We start from the raw sequence: 21,692 nt of genomic DNA on the forward strand, positions 1-21,692 counted from the left end.
CTGAGGAGACGCAGCGCAGATGACGACCGATGTCACCGCCCCGTGGCTGATCGTGGGCCTGGGCAATCCCGGCCCGGGTTACGCGGCCAACCGTCACAACGTGGGTTACATGGTGGCCGATCTCCTCGCGGGCCGGATCGGCGGCTCGTTCAAGCGCGCGCAGAAGGCACAGGCGCAGGTCCTTGAGGGCCGGGTGGGGCCGATGGGACCGGGCAGCCGGCGGGTGGTGCTGGCGAAGCCGCTGTCGTTCATGAATCTGTCCGGTGGGCCGGTCGCCGGGCTGCGGGACTTCTACAAGGTGCCGACGGCCAATATCGTGGCGATCCATGACGAGTTGGACATCGACTACGGCACCCTGCGGCTGAAGCTGGGCGGCGGGGACAACGGCCACAACGGTCTGAAGTCGATGACGAAGTCGATGGGCCCCGACTATCACCGGGTCCGCTTCGGGATCGGCCGGCCGCCGGGACGGATGCAGGTGGCCGACTTCGTACTGAAGGACTTCTCGTCCGTGGAGCGCAAGGAGCTGGACTTCCTCGTGGACCGGGCGGCCGACGCCGTGGAGTGTCTGGTGACGGAGGGGCTTGAGCGCGCGCAGAGCGCGTACAACTCCTGACAACAACGACCATTTCTTGAGCACAAGTTGACCGACCGCGTCCGAATGGCCAAGGATCGCGGTCCATGAAGCCGAGCTCGTCCCAACTCGCCCTGTCGGTGGGCCGCCGCGTCGCGATGGCGTGCGTCGCCGGGCTGTTGCTCGTCGCGGGTTTCTGGACGTCCTGGGACACGGCGCAGCACGTACTGCTCTCCAAGGGCCGTGAGCACGGCACGCTGTCGGTCACCGAGTGCGGCGATACGACCTGTACGGGGAAGTACGACCCCGAGGGGCCGCCGCCACCGCGCGCCGGGGCGCCCATCGAGCGGTCGGTGGCGGTGAAGAAGGGCCGCGAGTACGAGGTGGTACTGAAGCCCGGCACCGAGGAACTGGTCCGCGCGGGCTCGTCCGGCGCACTGCTGGCATGGGTGCCGCTGGGCGGCGCGCTGCTGCTGGCGGCGCCGGTGGTCGGCGGCGGGATGCGGCTGACGCGTACGGGATGGGGTACGGCGCTGGCGGGCGCGCTCCTCCTGGCGGCGGCGTTCTTCGCACTCTGACACCTGGCACGAAAGCGCCGGACGAGCCGCCATCGGCCCGTCCGGCGCCCCACTCGGCGTTGGCTCAGCCTGTGTTGCGCAGCCCTGCCGCCACTCCGTTGACCGTCAGCAGCAGAGCCCGCGAGAGCAGCGGGTCCGGTGCTTCCTCGCGGGCCGCCGCCGCGCGCTGGCGCGCGAGCAGCGAGACCTGGAGGTAGGAGATCGGGTCGAGGTAGGCGTCGCGGATGGCGAACGTCTGCCGCAGTACCGGGTTGGAGCCCAGCAGCTGCTCGTTGCCGGTGATCCGCAGGACTTCCCGCACCGTGAGCGCGTGCTCCTCCTCGATGGCGGTGAAGACGTGCTTGAGCTCGTCGGGCACCAGGGTGTCGACGTAGTGCCTGGCGATCCGCAGGTCGGTCTTGGCGAGGGTCATCTCGACGTTGGAGAGGAAGTTCTGGAAGAAGTGCCAGTGTTCGTGCATCTCGTCCAGGACCGGGTCGAGACCCGACTCCCGCAGCGCCTTGAGGCCGGAGCCGACCCCGTACCAGCCGGGCACGATCTGCCGCGACTGCGTCCAGCCGAAGACCCACGGGATGGCGCGCAGCCCGTCGAGTCCGGCGCCGGAGTCCGGGCGCCGCGAGGGGCGTGAGCCGAGGTGCAGGTCGGCGAGCTGGTCGACGGGCGTCGCGGCGAAGAAGTACGCGGGCAGGTCCGGGTCCTCGACGAGCTTGCGGTACGCGCCGTGGGCCGCGTCGGAGACGGTGTCCATGGCGGCGTCCCAGCGCGCCAGCGCCTCGTCGGACTGGCGGGGCGCGGTGTGCAGGGCGGATGCCTGGAGGGTGGCGGCGACGGTCAGTTCCAGGTTCTCCCTGGCGAGGGCCGGGATCAGGTACTTGTCGGAGATGACCTCGCCCTGCTCGGTCACCTTGATCTCGCCCTCCAGGGTGCCCCAGGGCTGCGCGAGGATCGCGTCGTGCGAGGGGCCGCCGCCGCGGCCGACGGTGCCGCCGCGGCCGTGGAAGAGGCGGAGCCGTACGCCGTAGCGGTGGGCGACGTCGCGGAGGCGGCGCTGGGCGCGGTGGATCTCCCACTGGCTGGTGGTGATGCCGCCGAACTTGGAGGAGTCGGAGTAGCCGAGCATGACCTCCTGGACGTCGCCGCGCAGGGAGACGAGCCGTCGGTAGGAGGGGTCGGCGAGCATCTCGTCGAGGATGATGTCGGCGGCGCGCAGCTCGTCGGTGGTCTCCAGGAGCGGCACGATGCCGATCTTCGCCCAGCCGGAGTGCAGGTCGAGCAGTCCGGCCTCGCGGGCGAGGACGGCGGCGGCGAAGACGTCGTCGGCGCCCTGGCACATCGAGATGATGTAGGACTCGATGACTTCGGGGCCGAAGCGTTCGAACGCCTGCTTGACGGTGTGGAAGACGCCGAGGGTCTTCTCGCCGGCGGCGTCGAGCGGCGCGGGGGTGGGGGCGAGGGGGCGCCGCGAGCGCAGTTCCTTGGCGAGGAGCTTCTGCCGGTACTCGCGCGGCATGTCCGCGTACCGCCAGGACTCTTCACCGAGGCGGTCGAAGAGCTGGCCGAGCGCGTGGTGGTGGGCGTCGGCGTGTTCGCGTACGTCCATGGTGGCGAGCTGGAGCCCGAACGCGGCGAGGGTGCGGATGGTGCGGTCCATGCGGCCGTCGGCGAAGAGGCCGCCGCGGTGGGAGCGCAGGGACTCCTGGATGAGGGTGAGGTCATCCAGCAGCTGTGAGGTGCCGAGGTAGTCGCGGCCCGCGCTGTGCGGGGTGCCCTTGGCGAGGCGCTCACGGGTGTTGACGAGCTTCTGCCGGATGCAGGTGGCCTTGAGGCGGTACGGCTCTTCGGCGTTGAGGCGCTTGTAGCGGGGGCTGATCTCGGGGAGGCGGTCCAGGTCGGTGGCGAGCGAGTCGAGGAGTTCCTGGGTGGCGCCCGCGTACCGGATGGAGTTGGAGAGCTGGCCGCGCAGCTGGTCGATGAGTTCGAGCGCGTCGGTGATGCCGTGTTCGTGCTGGAGGATCAGCACTTCCCAGGTGACGGCGGGGGTCACGTTGGGGTTGCCGTCGCGGTCGCCGCCGATCCAGGTGCCGAAGCTGAGGGGGCGGGTGCCGGAGGGCAGTTCGACGCCGACGCGTTCGAGTTCGGCGACGAGGTCCTCAAGGACGTCACCGACGGCTTCGGCGTGGAGTTCGTCGAGGTAGTAGATGGCGTTGCGGGCCTCGTCGGCGGGCTCGGGCCGTACGACGCGCAGTTCGTCGGTCTGCCAGATCAGGTCGATGGACTCGGCGAGCCGCAGGTCGTGGCGGCGCCGGTCGGCGGCGATGACGGGCAGTTCGAGGAGTTCGGCGATGCGGCGGAGCTTGTTCAGTACGGAGCGGCGCGCGGCTTCGGTGGGGTGTGCGGTGAAGACGGGGCGGACGCTGAGGTTCTTGACCGTGGCGCGCAGATGGTCCGGGTCGGCGTCCTTGAGACGGTCGGCGGTACGGGCGAGGAGCCCGCCCTCGGCCTCCCGGCGGTCGCGCATCTCGCGGCCCCGGTGGACCTGCTCGGTGACGTTGGCGAGGTGGAAGTAGGTGGAGAAGGCGCGGACGAGCTTCGCGGCGGTCTCCAGGTCGGTGTCGCCGAGCAGCGCGGCGGCTGCTTCGCCGTCCTCGCGGGTGAGGGCGCGGACACGCTCGACGAGGTCGAGGAGTTCGGGTCCCTCCTGGCGTACGAGGGTCTCGCCGAGGAGGTCGCCGAGCCGGCGGATGTCGGAGCGCAGCTCGACGTTGGAGGTGGCGCCCTCGGTGTGCAACGGCCGGTCGGTCGTGGACCGGTCGGCGGTCGGGGTCTGGTCGGCACTGCTCACAGGTGCGGCTCCTTGCAGTGTTTGAGCACGTCGGGAGGAGAAGGTTCTGGAGAGATTGTTCGACCGGACCGCGCTGTCCGACGTCACAAGGATAGGTGTCCTTTGCGCGTCGTTATCCACAGGCCCCTTGTCGCGTGCCTCTTCGCTGCCATACTTACGTTGCCGTAGGTTACGCGCCCGTAGACGGGCAGAATGCCGCATTCCACACCTCCAGGGGACACACCCATGTCGACAAGCCCTGACGTTCTCGGCGACTCCTCACAGGCCCAGCCTGCGCCGGACGGTTCCTCCGCTCCCCCCACCCCCTCCACTCCCTCAGCCACGCTCGGCGGGGAGAACAAGCGTTCGCTGGAGCAGATCACGCTGCTGCTCTTCATCGTCGTGCCCTTCATCGCCCTGCTCGGCGCCGTTCCGCTGGTCTGGGGCTGGGGGGTGAGCTGGCTCGATCTGGGTCTGCTCGTGGCGATGTATTTCATCGGCTGCCATGGCATCACGGTCGGCTTCCACCGCTATTTCACGCACGGCTCGTTCAAGGCGAAGCGCCCGCTGCGGATCGCGCTGGCCGTGGCGGGGTCGATGGCCGTGGAGGGTCCGGTGGTCCGCTGGGTCGCCGATCACCGCAAGCACCACAAGTTCTCGGACGCGGAGGGTGACCCGCACTCGCCGTGGCGGTTCGGCGAGAGCCTGCCCGCGCTGATGAAGGGCCTGTGGTGGGCGCACATCGGCTGGCTCTTCGACGAGGAGCAGACGCCGCAGCAGAAGTACGCGCCGGATCTGATCAGGGATCCGGCGATCCGCCGGGTCTCGCGGCAGTTCCTGCTGTGGGCGTTCGTGTCGCTGGCGATCCCGCCGCTGGTCGGCGGGCTGGTGACGATGTCGTGGTGGGGCGCTTTCACGGCGTTCTTCTGGGGCTCGCTCGTGCGGGTGGCGCTGCTGCACCACGTGACGTGGTCGATCAATTCGATCTGTCACGCGGTGGGCAAGCGGCCGTTCAAATCCCGTGACCGGTCAGGCAATGTGTGGTGGCTGGCGGTCTTGTCCTGTGGCGAGTCATGGCACAACCTGCACCATGCGGACCCGACGAGCGCCCGGCACGGTGTGCTGCGAGGTCAGATCGACTCCAGTGCCCGGCTGATCCGGTGGTTCGAGGCGTTCGGCTGGGCGCACAGCGTGCGCTGGCCGGATGCCGGACGGCTGGACGCCCGGCGGAAAATTGACCATTCCAACGCGGCATGATTGGCAACGTGGCGATCGACGGCGGTAAGAGCGACACCCAGAAGAGCCGGACCCCGAGCGCGCCCGCCCGGCGCTCCCGCCGGGTGCGGATGACCGGCAAGGAGCGTCGCGAGCAACTGCTGGACATCGGCCGCACCCTGTTCGCCGAGAAGGGCTACGAGGGCACGTCGGTCGAGGAGATCGCGTCGAAGGCGGGCGTCTCCAAGCCGGTGGTGTACGAGCACTTCGGTGGCAAGGAGGGCCTGTACGCGGTCGTGGTCGACCGGGAGATGCGCCAGCTGCTCGACATGGTGACGAGTTCTCTTACGGCGGGCCATCCGCGGGAGCTGTGCGAGCAGGCGGCGTTCGCGCTCCTCGACTACATCGAGGAGTACACGGACGGCTTCCGCATCCTGGTCCGCGATTCGCCGGTGGCGCAGTCGACGGGCACGTTCGCCTCGCTGATCAGTGACATCGCCACGCAGGTCGAGGACATTCTCGGCATGGAGTTCAAGGCACGCGGCTTCGACCCGAAGCTGGCGCCTCTGTACGCGCACGCCCTGGTGGGCATGGTGGCACTGACGGGCCAGTGGTGGGTGGACACCCGCCGCCCGAAGAAGAACGAGGTGGCGGCGCACCTGGTGAATCTGGCGTGGCACGGGCTGGGCAATCTGGAGGCGAAGCCACGACTGATAGGGCACCGCAAGGTGTGAGAGCGGGCCGCGCCGCAAGAGCGCCGAGACCGCTTCCGGGGTCCGGGTCCCACCACCGGGGCGCCACGTTCTCGTGGCGCCCCGGTGTGCTGGTGTCGGGTGGGTGTTCTGGTGTCGGGCCGGGTCGGGGCAGGCCGCTCAGGTCACCGGCTCCAGGAACTCCAGGCGGTTGCCCACCGGGTCGTCGGAGTAGAAGCGGCGGTGACCCGGGAGGCTGTCGTCCCAGGCCACCGGGGCGCCGTGGCTCTCCAGGCGGGCCGCGAACGCGTCGATGCCGGTGACCCGCAGGCCCGGATGGGCCTTTCTCGCCGGGCGGAAGTCCGCCTCGATGCCGAGGTGGAGCTGGACCCGGCCGGTCCGGAACCAGCAGCCGCCGCGTACCGCCAGTGCCGGCGGTTTGGGGATCTCCGTCATACCCAGGACGTCGGCGTAGTACGTGCGCAGCGCGTCCTCCGAGCCCGCCGGGGCGGCGAGCTGGACATGGTCGACGTCCGCGATCATCAGGCGCGCCTTCTCGCGACCGCGAAGATCCGGCGGAACGGGAACACCGTGCCGTGCGGGCCGGGTGGATAGGCCTTGCGGAGCAGGTCGCCGTACTGGCCGAGGAATTCCTCCGCCGCCTCCGGGTCGTCGGCGAGTTCGGTGAGGACGGGCCGCAGGGCGGTGCCCTTGACCCAGTCGAGCACCGGGTCCTCGCCGGAGAGCAGCTGGAGGTACGTGGTCTCCCAGGCGTCCGCCGTGCAGCCGAGGTCCGTGAGGCGCAGCAGATACTCGGCCGGGTCCAGGATGTGTACGAAGCGCCGGCCGTGGCTGTCGAGGCGGCGGCTCCAGCGCGGGGTCTCGCACAGTTCGCCGAGGAGGGCGTGGCTGGGGGCGGTGAAGTTGCCGGGCACCTGGAAGGCGAACGTACCGCCGGGGTTCAGGCCGTCGATCCAGCTCGCGAACGATTCGGCGTGGCCGGGGACCCACTGGAGCGCGGCGTTGGAGACGATCAGGTCGTACGGCTCGTCGGGCGTCCAGTGCGCGGCGTCGGCGGGCCGGAAGTCCAGCCGGCCGCCGCCGGGTGTGGGTCCCGCGTACTCCTTCTCGGCCTGTGCCAGCATCTCGGTGGAGAGGTCGAATCCGGTGATGTGGGCGGTGGGCCACCGTTCGGCGAGGAGCGCCGTGACGTTGCCGGGGCCGCAGCCGATGTCGGCTATGCGGGCGGGCCGGTTCCCGCCCGGCAGCTCGGGGATCCGGCCCAGCAGATCCAGGAACGGGCGGGTGCGGTGCGCGGAGTGGTGGAGGTACTGCTCCGGGTCCCAGGTCGGTGCGGAGGTGGATGCCGGGGTGGGTACCGGATTGGTCGCCGGAGTCGCTGCCGAATGCATGTACGAAGTCCCCTCGGGATACGGAGCGGACGAGCGGATTCCCGTCCGCGCCCGACCATGCCCAAGCCTGCACTCAAGTATATCTTGACGTCAAGAGACTTCATGTCGACAGACCCTCTACACTGATCGCCATGGAGGACGAGGTCGACCGTCTGGTCGCAGCATGGCGCCGGGAGCGGCCGGACCTCGACGTGGAACCACTTGAGGTGCTCAGCCGCGTCAGCAGGCTCGCGCGCCATCTCGACCGGGCCCGGCGCCTCGCGTTCTCCGAGCACAATCTGGAGCCGTGGGAGTTCGACGTCCTGACCTCGCTGCGGCGGGCCGGCGCTCCGTACCAGCTCTCCCCCGGTCAGCTGCTGACCCAGACCCTGGTCACGTCCGGCACGATGACCAACCGCATCGACCGGCTCGCGAAGAAGGACCTGGTCGAGCGGCTGCCCGACCCCAGTGACCGGCGCGGGGTCCTCGTACGGCTCACCCCCGAAGGGCGCGACCGCGCCGATCAGGCGCTGGCCGGTCTGCTCGCCCAGGAGCGCGCGATCCTCGCGGAGCTGTCGCGCGGGCAGCGCGGCGAACTGGCCGCGCTGCTGCGCCGGTTGACCGCGCCGTTCGACAACGTCCCCGGCTGAGGTACGACTGCCCGGCCCGTGAAACGGCCGGGCTCCGGACAGGGACCCACCAGGCCTAGCCCACCCGTACCGCGTCCGTGTCGCCCAGGTCCGCCGGGCCCACTCCCGCGCGGCGGGCCAGTGCGACCGCCGCCAGTGTCGAGTGGACGCCGAGCTTCCCCAGCACGTTCTGCATGTGCGTACGGACCGTGTGCGGGGACAGGAAGAGGCGCTCGGCCACCGCCTTGCGCCCCAGGCCCGCCACCATGCAGCGCAGTACCTCCAGCTCGCGCGGCGTCAGCGAGTCGACCAGCCGCTCGCTGTCCGTGCGGTGCTTGCGCGCGGCGGTCAGCTCCCGCAGGACGTTCGTGAGCAGCGCGGGCGGCAGATGCGTCTCGTCGCGCAGTACGCCCCTGATCACCGCAAGCAGCCGTTGCAGCGAGCAGTCCTTGGCGACCCAGCCGGAGGCTCCCGCCTGGAGGGCGAGTGCCGCGCGGCTCGGGTCGTCCTTCTCCGCGAGGACCACGCAGCGCACCGACGGCTGTCCCGAACGGACGCCGGCGACCAGCGAGATGCCGTCGACGAGTCCGAGACCGGCCTCGCCGCTGTCGGGTACGGCGCGGGCCACCGGACCGACGCCCGCGCCCGCGACGATGCCCAGGTCGGCGTCGACCAGCATCACGTCGTACGCGCGCCCTTCGGTCGCCGCCCGCTCCAGGCAGCGCAGCGCGGCGGGACCGCTGCCGGCGGCCGCGACGTCCACGTCGGGCTCCGCCGCGAGGGCGGCTGCCAGCGACTCGGCGAATATGCGGTGGTCGTCCACCACGAGAACTCTGATACGGACCAATTGACACCCCCAGATGTCGGGGCGCGGGACGACGCGGGTACGGCGCCCGGTGGGGTGAGCCGGCGTCCTCGTGGACACTGATGCCGCCACGGCCGCCGCCGTGCGGCTGCCCACCCACCCCTGGGCGTCGTACCCGACTGTCTCGCTTCCCTGATCAGCACCGGCCCCCACCGGTGCTGTGCATCAGCGTACGGGCGGGGGCCCGGAGCGGAAGACTATTTACAGAACTGATCGGCGACGGCTGGTTAGGGTGGGGCGCATGTTCCGTCTAGAGACAGAAGTCGACAACGAACGACGGGCGTTGCTGCAAGAGCGGATGCGGGACACCAACACAGCACGTTCGGCGGTCCTGCGGGAGCTGCGGGGGTCGGCCGACGACGAGGAGTTCCCGCTGCACGTGTGGCTGGTGGACGAGTCGACGGGCGCGCTCGCGGGCGGGCTCGCGGCCCATGTGTGGGCGCGCTGGCTCCATGTCGACCTGCTGTGGATCGACGAGACGCACCGCGGCACGGGCCTCGGCACGCGCCTGTTGACGGAGACGGAGGACCTGGCCCGCGGCCGGGGCTGTACGCACGCGCGCCTGGAGACCTGGGACTTCCAGGCGCCGGCGTTCTACCGGCGGCAGGGCTACGACCTGGCGGGGCACATCCCCGACTATCCGCCCGGCGTCACGGAGTTCCTCTTCATCAAGCGCCTGACCTGACCTCGACCCGGGGACCGCGGCCTCAGCTCACCCGGTGCGCCCCCCGCGACGGGACCGCAGGGAAGACGCGGGGAGCAGTGTGGCCCGCCGACGCGAACGCCTCCAGGACCGCCTTCGTCACCGTGTCCGCGTCCGCCGTCTCGACCAGGACGATCGCCGAGCCGCCGAAGCCGCCGCCCGTCATCCGCGCGCCGAGCGCGCCCGCCGCCACCGCCGACGACACCACGAGGTCCAGTTCGGCGCACGAGACCCGCAGGTCGTCGCGGAGCGAGACATGGCCCTCGACCAGGACCGGGCCGACCGCGCGGACGTCGCCCGCGTCGAGCAGGCCGATGACCCGCTCCACGCGGTGGTTGTCGCTCACGACATGGCGGACATAGCGGCGTACGTTCTCCGCCTCGCCCGCCAGCCGGTCCAGCGCGGCGGGCAGATGCGCGTACTCCACTTCACGCAGCGTGCGCGCGCCGAGCGCCCGCGCGCCGGTCTCGCAACCGGCGCGTCGCTCCGCGTACGCGCCGTCGCCCAGGGAGTGCTTCACCCGTGTGTCGACGACCAGCAGCTCAAGCCCGACGGCGGCCAGGTCGAAGGGGACCTGGCGCTGCGAGAGGTCGCGGGTGTCGAGGTACAGCGCGTGCCCGTCGGTGCAGCAGGCGGAGGCCATCTGGTCCATGACGCCGCAGGGGACGCCGACGAACGCGTTCTCGGCGCGCTGGGCGAGGACCGCCAACTCGGGTGCCGACAGGCCGAGTTCGTACAGGTCGTTCAGTGCGAGCGCGGTCACGACCTCCAGCGCCGCCGACGAGGAGAGTCCCGCGCCCGTCGGCACGGTCGACGCGAGGTGGATGTCGGCGCCCGATATCGCGTGGCCCGCCTCGCGCAGCGCCCATACGACGCCCGCCGGATACGCGGCCCAGCCGGTGTCGGAGAGCGGCACCAGATCGTCGACGGCGAGCCGCACCACCCCGCCGGGGGCGTCGGCGGAGTGCACCCGCAGGACGCCGTCCGTGCGCCGCGACACCGCCGCGACGGCGGTGTGCGGCAGCGCGAGCGGCATCACGAAGCCGTCGTTGAAGTCGGTGTACTCGCCGATGAGATTCACCCGGCCGGGCGCGGCCCACACCCCCTCGGGCGCCGCGCCGTACAGCTCCTCGAACCCGTCGGCCACGCTCGGACCACTCACCTGTGTGTCTCCTCTCGACGTGCGAACGCCCACGCGTCCGCGACGATCCCCGCCAGGTCGGCCCGGCTCGGGGTCCAGCCCAGGCGCTCGCGCGCCGTGGCGGCGGAGGCGACCAGGACCGCGGGGTCGCCGGCGCGGCGGGGGGCCACGACCTCCGGCACCGGGTGCCCGGTGACGGTGCGTACGGTCTCGATGACCTCGCGGACGGAGAACCCGCTGCCGTTGCCGAGGTTGCAGATCAGGTGTTCCCCTTCGGCCGCGGCCGTCAGGGCGAGCAGATGGGCGTCCGCGAGGTCGGCGACATGGATGTAGTCGCGCACGCACGTGCCGTCCGGGGTCGGGTAGTCGTCGCCGTACACGGAGATCGACTCCCGTGCGCCGAGGGCGACTTGCAGGACGAGCGGGATCAGGTGCGACTCGGGGTCGTGCCGCTCGCCGTAACTCCCGTACGCGCCCGCCACGTTGAAGTACCGCAGCGAGACCGCGGCGAGCCCGTGCGCCACGCACTCGCCGCCGATCATGTGGTCGACGGCGAGCTTGGTGGCGCCGTAGGGGCTGGTCGGCGCGGTCGGGTCGCTCTCGGTGATCGGGGTGGAGACGGGCTCGCCGTACGTCGCGGCCGTCGAGGAGAAGACGAGCTTGCGTACGCCGGCGGCGCGCATGGCCTCCAGCAGCGCCATCGAGCCGCCGACGTTGTTTTCCCAGTACCTCTCGGGCCTGGCGACGGACTCGCCGACCTGTGAGGACGCGGCGAAGTGCAGGACCGCGTCGTAGGAGGGGTCGAGCCACTTGACCGCGTCGTGGACCCGGCCCTCGATGAATTCGGCGCCCGCCGGGACCGCTTCCCGGAAGCCGGTGGAGAGGTCGTCGAGCACGGTCACCTCGTGCCCGGCCTCCAGCAGATGCGTGGCGACCACGCTGCCGACATACCCCGCGCCGCCCGTCACCAGATATTTGCCACTCACGCGCTCGCTACCTCTCGCAGTCGCTCGGCCGCGGTCTCCGGCGGTACGTCGTTGATGAAGACGTTCATTCCGGACTCGGATCCCGCGAGGAACTTCAGCTTGCCCGACGTCCGGCGGATGGTGAAAAGTTCCAGGTGAAGTGCGAAGTCGTGGCGCCCCGGTTGGCGGAACGGTGCCTGGTGCCAGGCGGAGATGTACGGCGTCGGCGGTTCGCCCGCGCCGAAGATCCGGTCGAAGCGCCGCAGCAGCTCCAGATAGACGGCGGGGAACTCGGCGCGCGCCGCCTCGTCGAGGCCCCGCAGGTCCGGCACCCGGCGCAGCGGATAGAGGTGCACCTCGTACGGCCAGTGCGCCGCGTACGGCACGAACGCCACCCAGTGTTCACCCGTGAGGATCACCCGGCCGGCGGCACGCTCGCGCTCCAGGACGTCGTCGAAGAGGTTGCCCCCGGTGGCGGCGCGGTGCTCGGCGACCGACCGGGACATCCGTTCGGTTCGGGGGGTGACGAAGGGGTACGCGTAGATCTGCCCGTGCGGATGGCCGAGGGTCACGCCGATCTCGGGGCCGCGGTTCTCGAAGCAGAACACCTGCTCCACCTGCGGGAGTTCGGCCAGTTCGGCGGTGCGGTCGGTCCATACGTCGAGGACGAGACCGGCCTGTTCCTCGGTGAGGTCGGCGAAGGAGGCACCGTGGTCGGAGGTGAAGCAGACGACCTCGCAGCGTCCGGCGTCCCCGGCGAGGGAGGGGAAGCGGTTCTCGAAGACGACCACGTCGTAGTCGCTGTCGGGGATCTCGCTGAGCCGGCCCGCGGCGGCGTCGGTGGGACAGAGCGGGCACTCGCCGGCCGGCGGGTGGTAGGTGCGGCCCTGGCGGTGCGAGGCGACGGCGACCGAGTCGCCGAGCAGCGGGTCGCGGCGGATCTCGGAGGTGGTGGAGATCGGTTCGAGGGGCCGCTGGTCCACGGCGTCGCGTACGGCGTCGTCACGGGAGTCGTAGTAGATCAGCTCCCGGCCGTCGGCGAGCGCCGTCACCGTCTTCTTCATCGTCTTCTTCCTCCGGCCACACCCGAGCCCGCACTCAAACAGAACTAAACATAACTAACCACGAGCCAACACTCACGTCAACGGTTGTGGCACTCGATCACGATCGAACAAAGAACACCATCAAAAGTGTTCAGTTTCGTTAATAGGAGGCGTAAGTTCCGACGGAGTCATTGCAGGCTCCACCGACGAAACGTTCACGCGACGAAGCGGGTACCCCCATGCAGTCCCCCACGTACTACCTGGCCGAAGGACTTCGGCTCCCCACGAACGGCCTCGACTACACGATCCTGGCGATCTACTTCATCGTGGTCCTCGGCATCGGCTTCGCCGCCCGGGCGAGCGTCAAGACCAGCCTCGACTTCTTCCTCTCCGGCAGATCACTGCCGGCCTGGGTCACCGGCCTCGCCTTCGTCGCCGCCAACCTCGGCGCGACCGAGATCCTGGGCATGGCCGCGACCGGCGCCCAGTACGGCGTGGCCGTCGTGCACTGGTACTGGATCGGCGCGATCCCCGCCATGGTCTTCCTCGGCCTGGTGATGATGCCGTTCTACTACGGCTCCAAGGTGCGGTCCGTCCCCGAGTTCCTGCTCCAGCGCTTCGACAAGTCGGCGCACCTGCTCAGCTCGGTCCTCTTCGCCTTCGCCGCCATCCTCATCGCGGGCGTCAACCTCTACGCCCTGTCGATCGTGGTCGAGGCGCTGCTCGGCTGGCCCCAGTGGGTCTCGATCGTCGTCGCCGGGTTCTTCGTCCTCGCGTACATAACCGTCGGCGGCCTCTCGTCGGCGATCTACAACGAAGTGCTCCAGTTCTTCGTCATCCTCGCCGCGCTCATCCCCCTCACGGTCCTCGGCCTCAAGCGGGTCGGCGGCTGGGACGGTCTGACCGACTCGCTGAGCGCGAGCAAGGGTGACAACTTCCTGAGCGCCTGGGGCGGTACGGGCATCGGTGACGCCAACCCGCTCGGCGCCAACTGGCTGACGATCATCCTCGGGCTCGGCTTCGTGCTCTCCTTCGGCTACTGGACGACCAACTTCGCCGAGGTGCAGCGCGCGCTCTCCGCCAAGAACCTCTCCGCCGCCAAGCGCACCCCGCTGATCGCCGCGTTCCCGAAGATCTTCATCGTCTTCCTGGTGATGATCCCGGGCCTGGTCGCCGCCGTGATCGTGCCGAAGATAGGCACGGCGGGCTCGGACCTCACGTACAACGACGCGATCCCGTTGCTGATGCAGGAGTTGCTGCCCAACGGTGTGCTCGGGATCGCCGTCACGGGTCTGATGGCCGCCTTCATGGCCGGCATGGCGGCGAACGTGTCGTCGTTCAACACCGTCTTCACCACCGACATCTGGCAGAGGTACGTGGTCAAGGACCGGGAGGACACGTACTACCTGCGCTTCGGTCGGCTGATCACCGCGATCGGTGTGCTGGCCTCCGTCGGCACGGCCTTCATCGCCGCCAGCTTCTCCAACATCATGAGCTACCTCCAGACCCTGTTCTCCTTCTTCAACGTGCCGATGTTCGTGGTCTTCATCATCGGTATGTTCTGGAAGCGGGCCTCGATGAAGTCCGGTGCCTGGGGTCTGGTCGCCGGTACGACGGCCGCGATGGTCAACTACTTCTGGATCTACAAGCAGGGCGTCATCGACATACCCAGCGACCAGGGCGCCAACTTCGTCTCCGCGATCGTCGGCTTCGTCGCCGGCGCCGTGGTGATGGTCGCCGTCACGCTGTTCACCGCGCCCAAGCCGGAGGCCGAACTCGCGGGCCTGGTGTACGGGACGACGTCACCCGGTATGTCGGAGGCACCGGCCGAGGGCGACGACGCGTGGTACCGCAAGCCCGCCCTGCTCGGCTGGGGCGCGATCGTCCTCGCCGCGGCCTGCTACATCCCGTACTCGTTCTGACAGAAGCGGAGGCACACTCATCATGTCCGACCTGCACAAAGAAGTCTCCGAACTGGAGAGCAAGTCCGCCACGGCGGCCCGCCTGTTCGACATCCGGCTCATCATCGGCGGCCTGTTCACGCTGTACGGGGTGATCGTCACCGTCGCCGGTGTCTTCGTGTCCGACGCGGACATGGAGAAGGCCGAGGGCGTCAACATCAACCTCTGGACGGGGCTGGCGATGCTGGCACTCGGCCTGTTCTTCCTGGGCTGGATGAAGCTGCGCCCGACGGAGATACCGCCGCCGGCCGCGACGGACGAACCGGACGCGCCCGACGCCGGGAAGTAACCGCCGCGCTTGCCGCCGATCGCCGGACGGGCCGTGCGGACGGCCCGTCCGGCGATCACTCGTTCATGGCCCGGTCCAGCAGCCCCGTCCGCGCGGCCAGCGCCGCGGCCTCGAGCCGGGAGCCCACGCCCAGCTTCATCAGGACCCGCTGCACATGCGTACGGGCGGTGCTCGGCGCGATACCCATACCGGCGGCGATCAGCCGGGTGTCCTCCCCCTCGGCGACGCGCACCAGCACCTCGACCTCGCGCGGTGTGAGCATCCGCAGCAGACGCTGCCCCTCGTCGTCCGGCTGGGCCACCGGGTTCAGCAGTTCGGTGAACGCCCCCTGCAACAGCCCCGGCGCCACGGCCGCGTCGCCCGCCCGCGCCTTCACTATGGCGCGTTCGACACCCTCGATGCGTTCGTCGTGCCGTACGTATCCGCACGCCCCGGCCGCGAAGGCCGCGGCGATACCGCGCGGACTCGGCACCGGCCCCAGGACCACGACCGCCACCTGCGGTCGCTCGCGCCGGATCCGTACGATCGGGTCGAAGGCGCCGGGACCGGCCGGTGCCGCCGTCCCCATGAGGCACACCTCGGGCGCCCGGCTCACGACCAGTTCGGCGGCGCCGGCCGTGGGCGCGGCGGCCGCGAGCACCCGGTGCCCGCGCAGTTTCAGGGCCGAGGCGAGCGCCTCGGCGAGTAGTCGGTGGTCGTCGACCACCATGAGCCGTATGCCCATCGAGAATCCCCATCCCCCCAGGCCCAGGGCCCCCCGGCCCCCCTGACCCGGCAAGCTACACGCTCGGCCGGGACCGCGCGCCCCCATACGGGTAAGAAGACGCCTACTTGTCGAATTCGCCGCGATTCAGGGGCGAAACGTGATCGCCGGGCGGGCCGCGTGTGCGGCCCGCCCGGCGATCACGAACCAGGCTAGTTCGTGGTGAACGCCACCACGAGGTACTCCTTGCGGTCCTTGCTGTAGTCGCTCGGCTCGCTGATCAGCGTCTCCGAGGTGTACATCCGGCCGCCGCCGAAGCGGATCTCCGCGCCGTCCAGCGAGAAGCTGGTCTCCGCCTCACGGACGGATTCCTCGCCCGGGTTCTCCATGAGAACCGTCTCCTTGAACGTGGCGCCGTCGATGGAGACGATCTGTCCGCCCTTGTCGTACGGGGGCCACTTGTACGCGATGATGTTCGACCCGTCCATGCGCAGCGGGTACATCGCGTAGCGCTCGCCCGCGTCGGCCCGGTCCGTCGTGGCCTTGCCGGTCGCGAGGTCGAAGGAGACGATCTCGTTGGTCTGGCCGTACTCGTCGCCGGTGCCCTCGTGCTCCTCGGTCGGCACGTAGATCCTGTCGTTGCCGACGGCGAGCTTGGAGCACTGCTCCACCTCGGTGGAGCCGCACTGGCCCGCGTACTTGTCCGCGTCCACGGGGATCTTGGCGCGCAGCTTGCCCGTCTTCTCGTCGATGGAGAAGAAGTCCGAGATGCCGCTGCCGTCACCTGCGGTGTCGCCGACGTCGGCCGCGACGACGAGCGGCTTGGTGGAGACGACGGAGACGTACTCGACGCCCGCGGGCATCTTGAACTTGGAGATCGGCGTCCCGTCGGTCGGCTTCACGGTCTCGATCGTCACCGTCGGGTCGTCGTACGAGCCGCACTTGCGGGCCGCGACGAGCGCGGGGCCGCCGCCGTAACCCATGTCGTAGCAGCCCTCGGCGTTGACGTCGGGCTTCCACAGGTTGTCGCCGGTGGTGAGGTCGAAGGCCGCGCCGCCGTCGGTGCCGCCGACTGCGACGGTCTTGCCGCTGAGGGTGACCTCCCGGAAGGCGGCCTTGTCGTCACCGGAGTTGCCGCCCGTGACCGACTCGGTCCACAGCAGTGCGCCCTTGTCGAGGTCGATCGCGCCGACCTCGGTGCAGGAGACGTACTTCTCCTTGGCGGTCGGCTTGCTCGCGGCGAAGACGACGGCCGTCTTGTTGTCCTCGGTGGCGTGGCGCGAGGCCGCGCAGACCTGGCCGGGCAGCGGGATGGTCCAGAGCTGCTTGCCGGTGTCGGCCTCGTAGCCGACGATCTGGTTCACGCCGGTCTTGACGTACGCCTTGTCGGTGAGCCACGAGCCGGACACGTCGGTGATGTCGCCGACCTTGGGCTGCGGAAGCTGGAAGGCGACCTTCGACTTGTTGTTCCCCGGGGGCTTCTCCGTGCCGCCGCCGAGGGACTTGCCGTTGTCGCCGTCCTTGTCACCGCCCTTGGTGTCGGACTTCTTGGCCTGGTTGCCCTTTTCGTCGTCGCCGCTGGAGGCGAAGTACACGCCACCGCCGACGATCAGGACGACGGCGACGACCGCGGCGATGATGATCTGCGCCTGCGTGCTGATCTTCTTGCCGCCGGGGGCACCGGGCCCGCCGGGTGCGCCGGGTCCGCCCGGACCGGGCTGGTTGTACGGCTGGCCCGGCTGCTGCGGGTAGCCGTACTGGGGCTGGCCCTGCTGCGGATACCCGTACTGCGGCTGGCCCATGGGCTGCGTCGGCGGCTGCTGCGGGTACTGGCCCTGCTGCGGGTAGCCGTACTGCGGTTGACCGGGCTGGCCGGGCTGGCCGGGGGGCGTCTGCGGATAGCCGTAGCCGGGCTGCTCGGGCGGCGGCGTCGGCGCGCCGAATCCGCCGGGAGGCGGCTCGGTCGGTGCACCGAAGCCCCCGGCCGGCGGCTCCTGCGGCTTGCCGAACCCTCCCTGCGGGGGCTCGTTGGGCGGCTGGGGTGGCTGGGTCATGGCGTGCTTACCTCAAAAGGGATGAGTATGCGTACGGAGCGGAGTCGGAGAGACACGGAGTGTGTCACTTGCCGAAGGCCATCATGGTCTTCGTCTCCATCTCGGCCTTGTCGTCACTGGCGCTGACCCGGCTGCTGGTCACGAAGAACCGCCCGCCCACGTAGTCCAGTTCGGTGTCGTAGAACGAGCTCTCGATCTGGGAGGTGGACTGCGGGTTGTTGAGCAGCACCTTGGGGGCGCCTCCGGTGGGCGCCAGGGTCGCGACGGCGCCGCCCTTGTCGTACGACGGCTCGAAGTAGAGGAGCACGTTCGCGCCCTCCATCCGCAGCGGCGTCATGACGCGCTCGGCCGGGGCCTTGGCGCGCCACTTGGCCTTGCCGGTGTCGAGGCTGAAGGCGATGACCTCGTTGGTGCCGGACGAGCCGGTCTCGCTGGGCTGCGTCGCCATGTAGAAGGTGGTGGCGTCGGCGGCGACACCGGTGCAGCCGTCCAGGTTGGACCCGAAGACGATGAAGCCTCCGCCGCACTTGGGCTGGAACTTGTCCTTGCCGCCGTCGATCTGGGAGCGCACGGTGCCGTTGTCGTTGAGCGCGACGATGGCCCAGGACTTCTTGTCCGGCTCCGTCAGCGACAGGACGATCGGATCGCTCGAATAGACCTTGTCGAGTTCCCAGTTGGTCTTGAGCTTGTACGTCCATTTGGCCTTGCCGGTGACCGGGTCGAGTTCCTGGACCTGGTTCTGCTGCTTGTCGATGTCACCGCCGGGGCACGACTCGGCGGCGATCATCCTGGCGCCGCTGGAGATCGCGTCGGGCTGGCAGTTGCCCGCCACCTCGTCGAAGAGCGCCTTGCCGTCGCTCATCCGGAAGGCGTTGGCGTGACCGGTGCGGGCCGCGGTGACGGTGTCGCCGTTGATGGCGAGGGTGATGTCGGAGAGGAAGTCGAAGTTGCCCTGCTGCTTGAGCGTCTGCTTCCAGCCGCCCTTGCCGGTCTTGAGGTCGACCTGCTGGAGAACGGCGCAGTCGGACTTCTCCGAGACACCATCCTTGATCCCGAGGACGATCTTGCCGTCGGCCGTGGACACCGTGGGCGCCGCACACATCTCGGCGGGCAGGGTGAGGCTCCACTTCTGCTTGCCGTCCGCGGCGCTGTAGCCGACGACCTTCTTGTACATGGCCTTGACGACGATGTCGCCGGCGAACCACGGGCCGTACACGTCGGCGCCGTTCTTCGGCAGGTCGACGTCGTTCTTCTGAAGCCAAAGGATCTTCGACTCGCCGTCCTTGCGACCGGCGTTGAGGTCGTCCTGCGCCTCGCGCCCGCCGCCGGTTCCGTCACCGGTGTCGGGCTCGTCGTCCGAGCCGTTGCCGTCGGGCTTGGCGTCGTCGTCCTTCTTGCTGACGCTCTTCTTGCCGCCTTCGTCGTCACCGCTGACGAAGAACCAGGTGCCACCGCCGATGACGAGCAGACCCGCGACGGCCGCGGCGATCACGACGCCGGGCTTGCGCTTGAAGAAGCTGCCGCCGCCGTTGCCGCCGGGGGGCGGGGTGGGCGCGCCGGGGTACTGCTGGGGCGGGTAACCGCCGCCACCGCCGTACGGGTTGGCCTGCTGGCCGTACGGTCCCGGCTGGTTGTAGGGGCCCGGCTGGCCGTACGGGCCGGGCTGGCCCGGCTGCGAGCCGTACGGGCCGGGCTGGCCCGGCTGCGAGCCGTACGGGCCGGGCTGGTTGTACGGACCCGGCTGACCCGGCGGCTGACCGGGGACGGGCGGTGTCTGCGGGTAGCCGTATCCGGGCTGCCCCTGCGGCGGCCCCTGCGGGTATCCGTAACCCGGCTCCTGGCCCGGCTGTTGGCCCGGCTGCTGGCCCGGCGGCGGTGGCTGGCTGGGCGGCTGGGTCATCAGCCTTCCCCCTTGTCGTACGGTCCTTCGTCCGGTCGGTCTCCCCCGCTGTTCCGGAGGCGGGAAGACCGGCTGTCGAATGTCAGCAGGTGCCACCGGAACGGAGCGATTCGGGCTTGGGAATCCGCAGTGTCACGTCAGTCGAGCGGGGCTTCTTTGTATCACTCGCACCCTTGTACGGGAGGGGCCGGTGCTCCCCTGTTCCCAAGGGAGGACCGGCCCGTGATGCGGTTGTTACGAGGTCTGTACCGGACCTCTACGCGTCTTCGGCGAGCTCCATCCAGCGCATCTCCAACTCGTCGCGCTGCGCGACGAGTTCACGAAGCTCGCTGTCGAGCTCGGCCACCTTGTCGAAGTTCGTGGCGCTTTCGGCGATCTGTCCGTGAAGGGCGGTCTCGCGCGTGGACATCTTGTCGAGCTGCCGCTCGATCCGCTGGAGTTCCTTCTTCGCGGCGCGGTTGTCCTTCGCCGACGCGACGGCGGCGGCCGGCGCCGGCGTACCGGTTCCGGCACCGGAGCGCGCCGGGGCGGGCGCCGACTCCACTACCTTGCGCCGCCGTTCCAGGTACTCGTCGATACCGCGCGGCAGATGGCGCAGGCTGGCGTCGCCGAGGAGCGCGAACACCTTGTCCGTCGTGCGCTCGATGAAGAACCGGTCGTGGCTGATGACGACCATCGAGCCCGGCCAGCCGTCGAGGAGGTCTTCGAGCTGGGTGAGCGTCTCGATGTCGAGGTCGTTCGTCGGCTCGTCCAGGAACAGCACGTTGGGCTCGTCCATCAGCAGCCGCAGGATCTGGAGCCTGCGCCGCTCGCCGCCGGAGAGATCGCCGACGGGCGTCCACTGCTTGTCCTTGCCGAAGCCGAACTGCTCGCAGAGCTGCCCGGCGGTCAACTCCCGCCCCTTGCCCAGGTCGACGCGGTCGCGCACCTGCGACACGGCTTCCAGCACCCGCAAGGTGGGCTTGAGTTCACTGACCTCCTGCGACAGGTAGGCCAGCTTGACGGTCCTGCCGACGATCACCTTCCCGGCCTCGGGCTGGACGTCGCCCTGCGTACGGGCCGCGTCCGCGAGCGCGCGCAGCAGGGAGGTCTTGCCCGCGCCGTTGACGCCGACGAGGCCGATCCGGTCGCCGGGGCCGAGCTGCCAGGTCAGATGCCTGAGCAGCACCTTGGGCCCGGCCTGGACGGTCACGTCCTCCAGGTCGAAGACCGTCTTGCCGAGGCGGGCGTTGGCGAACTTCATCAGCGCCGAGTTGTCGCGGGGCGGCGGCACGTCCGCGATCAGTTCGTTGGCGGCCTCGATGCGGTAGCGCGGCTTGGAGGTACGGGCCGGCGGGCCGCGCCGCAGCCATGCCAGCTCCTTGCGCACCAGGTTCTGCCGCTTGGACTCCTCGGTGGCGGCGATGCGCTCGCGCTCGGCGCGGGCGAAGACGTAGTCGGAGTAGCCGCCCTCGTACTCGTGCACCGCGCCGCGCTGCACGTCCCACATCCGCGTACAGACCTGGTCCAGGAACCACCGGTCGTGGGTCACGACGACGAGCGCGGAGCGTCGCTCACGCAGATGCCTGGCGAGCCAGGAGATGCCCTCGACGTCCAGATGGTTGGTGGGCTCGTCGAGGATGATCACGTCCTGCTCGGCGATGAGCAGCTTCGCGAGCGCGATCCGGCGCCGCTCGCCACCGGACAGCGGCCCGATGACGGTGTCGAGCCCCTGCGGGAACCCGGCCATGTCGAGCCCGCCGAACAGCCCGGTGAGGACGTCCCGGATCTTGGCGTTCCCGGCCCACTCGTGATCGGCGAGGTCACCGATCACCTCGTGCCGGACGGTGGCCGCGGGATCGAGCGAATCGTGCTGCGTGAGGACGCCGAGCCTGAGCCCGCCGTTGTGCGTGACCCGCCCGGTGTCGGCCTCCTCCAGCTTGGCGAGCATCCGGATGAGGGTGGTCTTCCCGTCCCCGTTGCGCCCGACGACCCCGATCCGGTCCCCTTCGGACACCCCGAGGGAGACCCCGTCGAGCAGCGCCCGGGTGCCGTACACCTTGGTGACTGCCTCGACATTGACCAGATTGACGGCCATTTCACTCCTGCTACGGGACGGATGGATCGACGTCCCAGGGTAGTCGGAGCGGGGGGTGGGGTGCGGGGGCGGTCCGCCTGGCGGCGGGCGG

19 protein-coding genes are annotated in these 21,692 nt (G+C 69.9%); 8 read left to right on the top strand and 11 right to left on the bottom strand.

Annotation, left to right across the window (positions count from 1 at the left end):
- Positions 1-19 precede the first annotated feature (19 nt).
- Both pth and ACFWHU_RS22770 read left to right on the top strand, forming a co-directional pair.
- Positions 20-616, top strand: coding sequence for an aminoacyl-tRNA hydrolase (pth, locus tag ACFWHU_RS22765; RefSeq protein ID WP_387226700.1), 597 nt, complete (start codon positions 20-22; stop codon positions 614-616).
- 65 nt (positions 617-681) lie between these two features.
- Positions 682-1,152 carry a hypothetical protein gene (locus tag ACFWHU_RS22770; RefSeq protein ID WP_385797318.1) on the top strand — a complete coding sequence of 157 codons (471 nt, stop codon included), beginning with the start codon at positions 682-684 and terminating at the stop codon, positions 1,150-1,152.
- A gap of 64 nt (positions 1,153-1,216) precedes the next feature.
- On the opposite strand, the gene ppc is transcribed toward ACFWHU_RS22770, so the two are convergent.
- The gene (gene ppc / locus ACFWHU_RS22775) at positions 1,217-3,994 is read right to left on the bottom strand and encodes a phosphoenolpyruvate carboxylase (RefSeq protein ID WP_385797320.1); all 2,778 of its coding nucleotides are present in this window, start codon (positions 3,992-3,994) and stop codon (positions 1,217-1,219) included.
- 225 nt (positions 3,995-4,219) lie between these two features.
- Between ppc and ACFWHU_RS22780 the strand changes: the two genes are divergently transcribed.
- Together ACFWHU_RS22780 and ACFWHU_RS22785 are read left to right on the top strand one after the other, a co-directional pair.
- Positions 4,220-5,230, top strand: coding sequence for an acyl-CoA desaturase (locus tag ACFWHU_RS22780; protein ID WP_385797322.1), 1,011 nt, complete (start codon positions 4,220-4,222; stop codon positions 5,228-5,230).
- A complete protein-coding gene (locus ACFWHU_RS22785) occupies positions 5,227-5,922 on the top strand; it encodes a TetR family transcriptional regulator (protein WP_385797324.1) in 696 nt (231 codons plus the stop codon). The genes ACFWHU_RS22780 and ACFWHU_RS22785 overlap by 4 nt, the downstream gene beginning before the upstream one ends.
- 138 nt (positions 5,923-6,060) lie before the next feature.
- On the opposite strand, the gene ACFWHU_RS22790 is transcribed toward ACFWHU_RS22785, so the two are convergent.
- Together ACFWHU_RS22790 and ACFWHU_RS22795 are read right to left on the bottom strand one after the other, a co-directional pair.
- Complete coding sequence (locus ACFWHU_RS22790) at positions 6,061-6,423, bottom strand: glyoxalase (RefSeq protein ID WP_387226703.1); 363 nt, start codon at positions 6,421-6,423, stop codon at positions 6,061-6,063.
- The gene (locus ACFWHU_RS22795; protein WP_385797328.1) at positions 6,423-7,292 is read right to left on the bottom strand and encodes a trans-aconitate 2-methyltransferase; all 870 of its coding nucleotides are present in this window, start codon (positions 7,290-7,292) and stop codon (positions 6,423-6,425) included. Before ACFWHU_RS22795 ends, ACFWHU_RS22790 begins: the two co-directional genes overlap by 1 nt.
- Positions 7,293-7,423: 131 nt before the next feature.
- Here ACFWHU_RS22795 and ACFWHU_RS22800 point away from each other — a divergent pair, with 131 nt between their 5' ends.
- A complete protein-coding gene (locus ACFWHU_RS22800) occupies positions 7,424-7,921 on the top strand; it encodes a MarR family transcriptional regulator (RefSeq protein ID WP_356584440.1) in 498 nt (165 codons plus the stop codon).
- Positions 7,922-7,976: 55 nt separating this feature from the next.
- Here ACFWHU_RS22800 and ACFWHU_RS22805 read toward each other — a convergent pair whose 3' ends face one another.
- Positions 7,977-8,747 carry a LuxR C-terminal-related transcriptional regulator gene (locus tag ACFWHU_RS22805; RefSeq protein WP_385797332.1) on the bottom strand — a complete coding sequence of 257 codons (771 nt, stop codon included), beginning with the start codon at positions 8,745-8,747 and terminating at the stop codon, positions 7,977-7,979.
- A gap of 259 nt (positions 8,748-9,006) precedes the next feature.
- Here ACFWHU_RS22805 and ACFWHU_RS22810 point away from each other — a divergent pair, with 259 nt between their 5' ends.
- A complete protein-coding gene (locus ACFWHU_RS22810) occupies positions 9,007-9,450 on the top strand; it encodes a GNAT family N-acetyltransferase (RefSeq protein ID WP_385797334.1) in 444 nt (147 codons plus the stop codon).
- A 22-nt stretch (positions 9,451-9,472) separates the two neighbouring features.
- Here the strand turns inward: ACFWHU_RS22810 and galK are convergent, their stop codons facing one another.
- From galK to galT, 3 genes are read right to left on the bottom strand one after another with little or no spacing between them, the layout of a single operon-like run.
- Positions 9,473-10,630 carry a galactokinase gene (gene galK / locus ACFWHU_RS22815; protein ID WP_387226706.1) on the bottom strand — a complete coding sequence of 386 codons (1,158 nt, stop codon included), beginning with the start codon at positions 10,628-10,630 and terminating at the stop codon, positions 9,473-9,475.
- Complete coding sequence (gene galE, locus ACFWHU_RS22820) at positions 10,627-11,595, bottom strand: UDP-glucose 4-epimerase GalE (RefSeq protein ID WP_387226709.1); 969 nt, start codon at positions 11,593-11,595, stop codon at positions 10,627-10,629. The genes galK and galE overlap by 4 nt, the downstream gene beginning before the upstream one ends.
- Positions 11,592-12,638 (bottom strand): galactose-1-phosphate uridylyltransferase, encoded by a 1,047-nt coding sequence (gene galT / locus ACFWHU_RS22825; protein WP_385797341.1) that lies wholly within the window; start codon positions 12,636-12,638, stop codon positions 11,592-11,594. The genes galE and galT overlap by 4 nt, the downstream gene beginning before the upstream one ends.
- 218 nt (positions 12,639-12,856) lie before the next feature.
- Here galT and ACFWHU_RS22830 point away from each other — a divergent pair, with 218 nt between their 5' ends.
- Both ACFWHU_RS22830 and ACFWHU_RS22835 read left to right on the top strand, forming a co-directional pair.
- Complete coding sequence (locus ACFWHU_RS22830) at positions 12,857-14,539, top strand: sodium:solute symporter family protein (protein WP_385797343.1); 1,683 nt, start codon at positions 12,857-12,859, stop codon at positions 14,537-14,539.
- 22 nt (positions 14,540-14,561) lie between these two features.
- Positions 14,562-14,867: a hypothetical protein gene (locus tag ACFWHU_RS22835; RefSeq protein ID WP_385797345.1), complete on the top strand. Its 306-nt coding sequence runs from the start codon at positions 14,562-14,564 to the stop codon at positions 14,865-14,867.
- Between the two features lie 55 nt (positions 14,868-14,922).
- On the opposite strand, the gene ACFWHU_RS22840 is transcribed toward ACFWHU_RS22835, so the two are convergent.
- The 4 genes from ACFWHU_RS22840 to ACFWHU_RS22855 form a co-directional block, all read right to left on the bottom strand.
- Complete coding sequence (locus ACFWHU_RS22840) at positions 14,923-15,591, bottom strand: LuxR C-terminal-related transcriptional regulator (protein ID WP_078076901.1); 669 nt, start codon at positions 15,589-15,591, stop codon at positions 14,923-14,925.
- A 191-nt stretch (positions 15,592-15,782) separates the two neighbouring features.
- Positions 15,783-17,624 (bottom strand): PQQ-binding-like beta-propeller repeat protein, encoded by a 1,842-nt coding sequence (locus tag ACFWHU_RS22845; RefSeq protein ID WP_387226712.1) that lies wholly within the window; start codon positions 17,622-17,624, stop codon positions 15,783-15,785.
- Positions 17,625-17,688: 64 nt separating this feature from the next.
- Positions 17,689-19,524, bottom strand: coding sequence for a PQQ-binding-like beta-propeller repeat protein (locus ACFWHU_RS22850; RefSeq protein WP_387226714.1), 1,836 nt, complete (start codon positions 19,522-19,524; stop codon positions 17,689-17,691).
- Positions 19,525-19,780: 256 nt separating this feature from the next.
- Positions 19,781-21,601: an ABC-F family ATP-binding cassette domain-containing protein gene (locus ACFWHU_RS22855; protein ID WP_387226716.1), complete on the bottom strand. Its 1,821-nt coding sequence runs from the start codon at positions 21,599-21,601 to the stop codon at positions 19,781-19,783.
- Positions 21,602-21,692: the final 91 nt, after the last annotated feature.

This window comes from Streptomyces sp. NPDC060366 (assembly GCF_042725135.1).
Classification (GTDB): Bacteria; Actinomycetota; Actinomycetes; order Streptomycetales; family Streptomycetaceae; genus Streptomyces.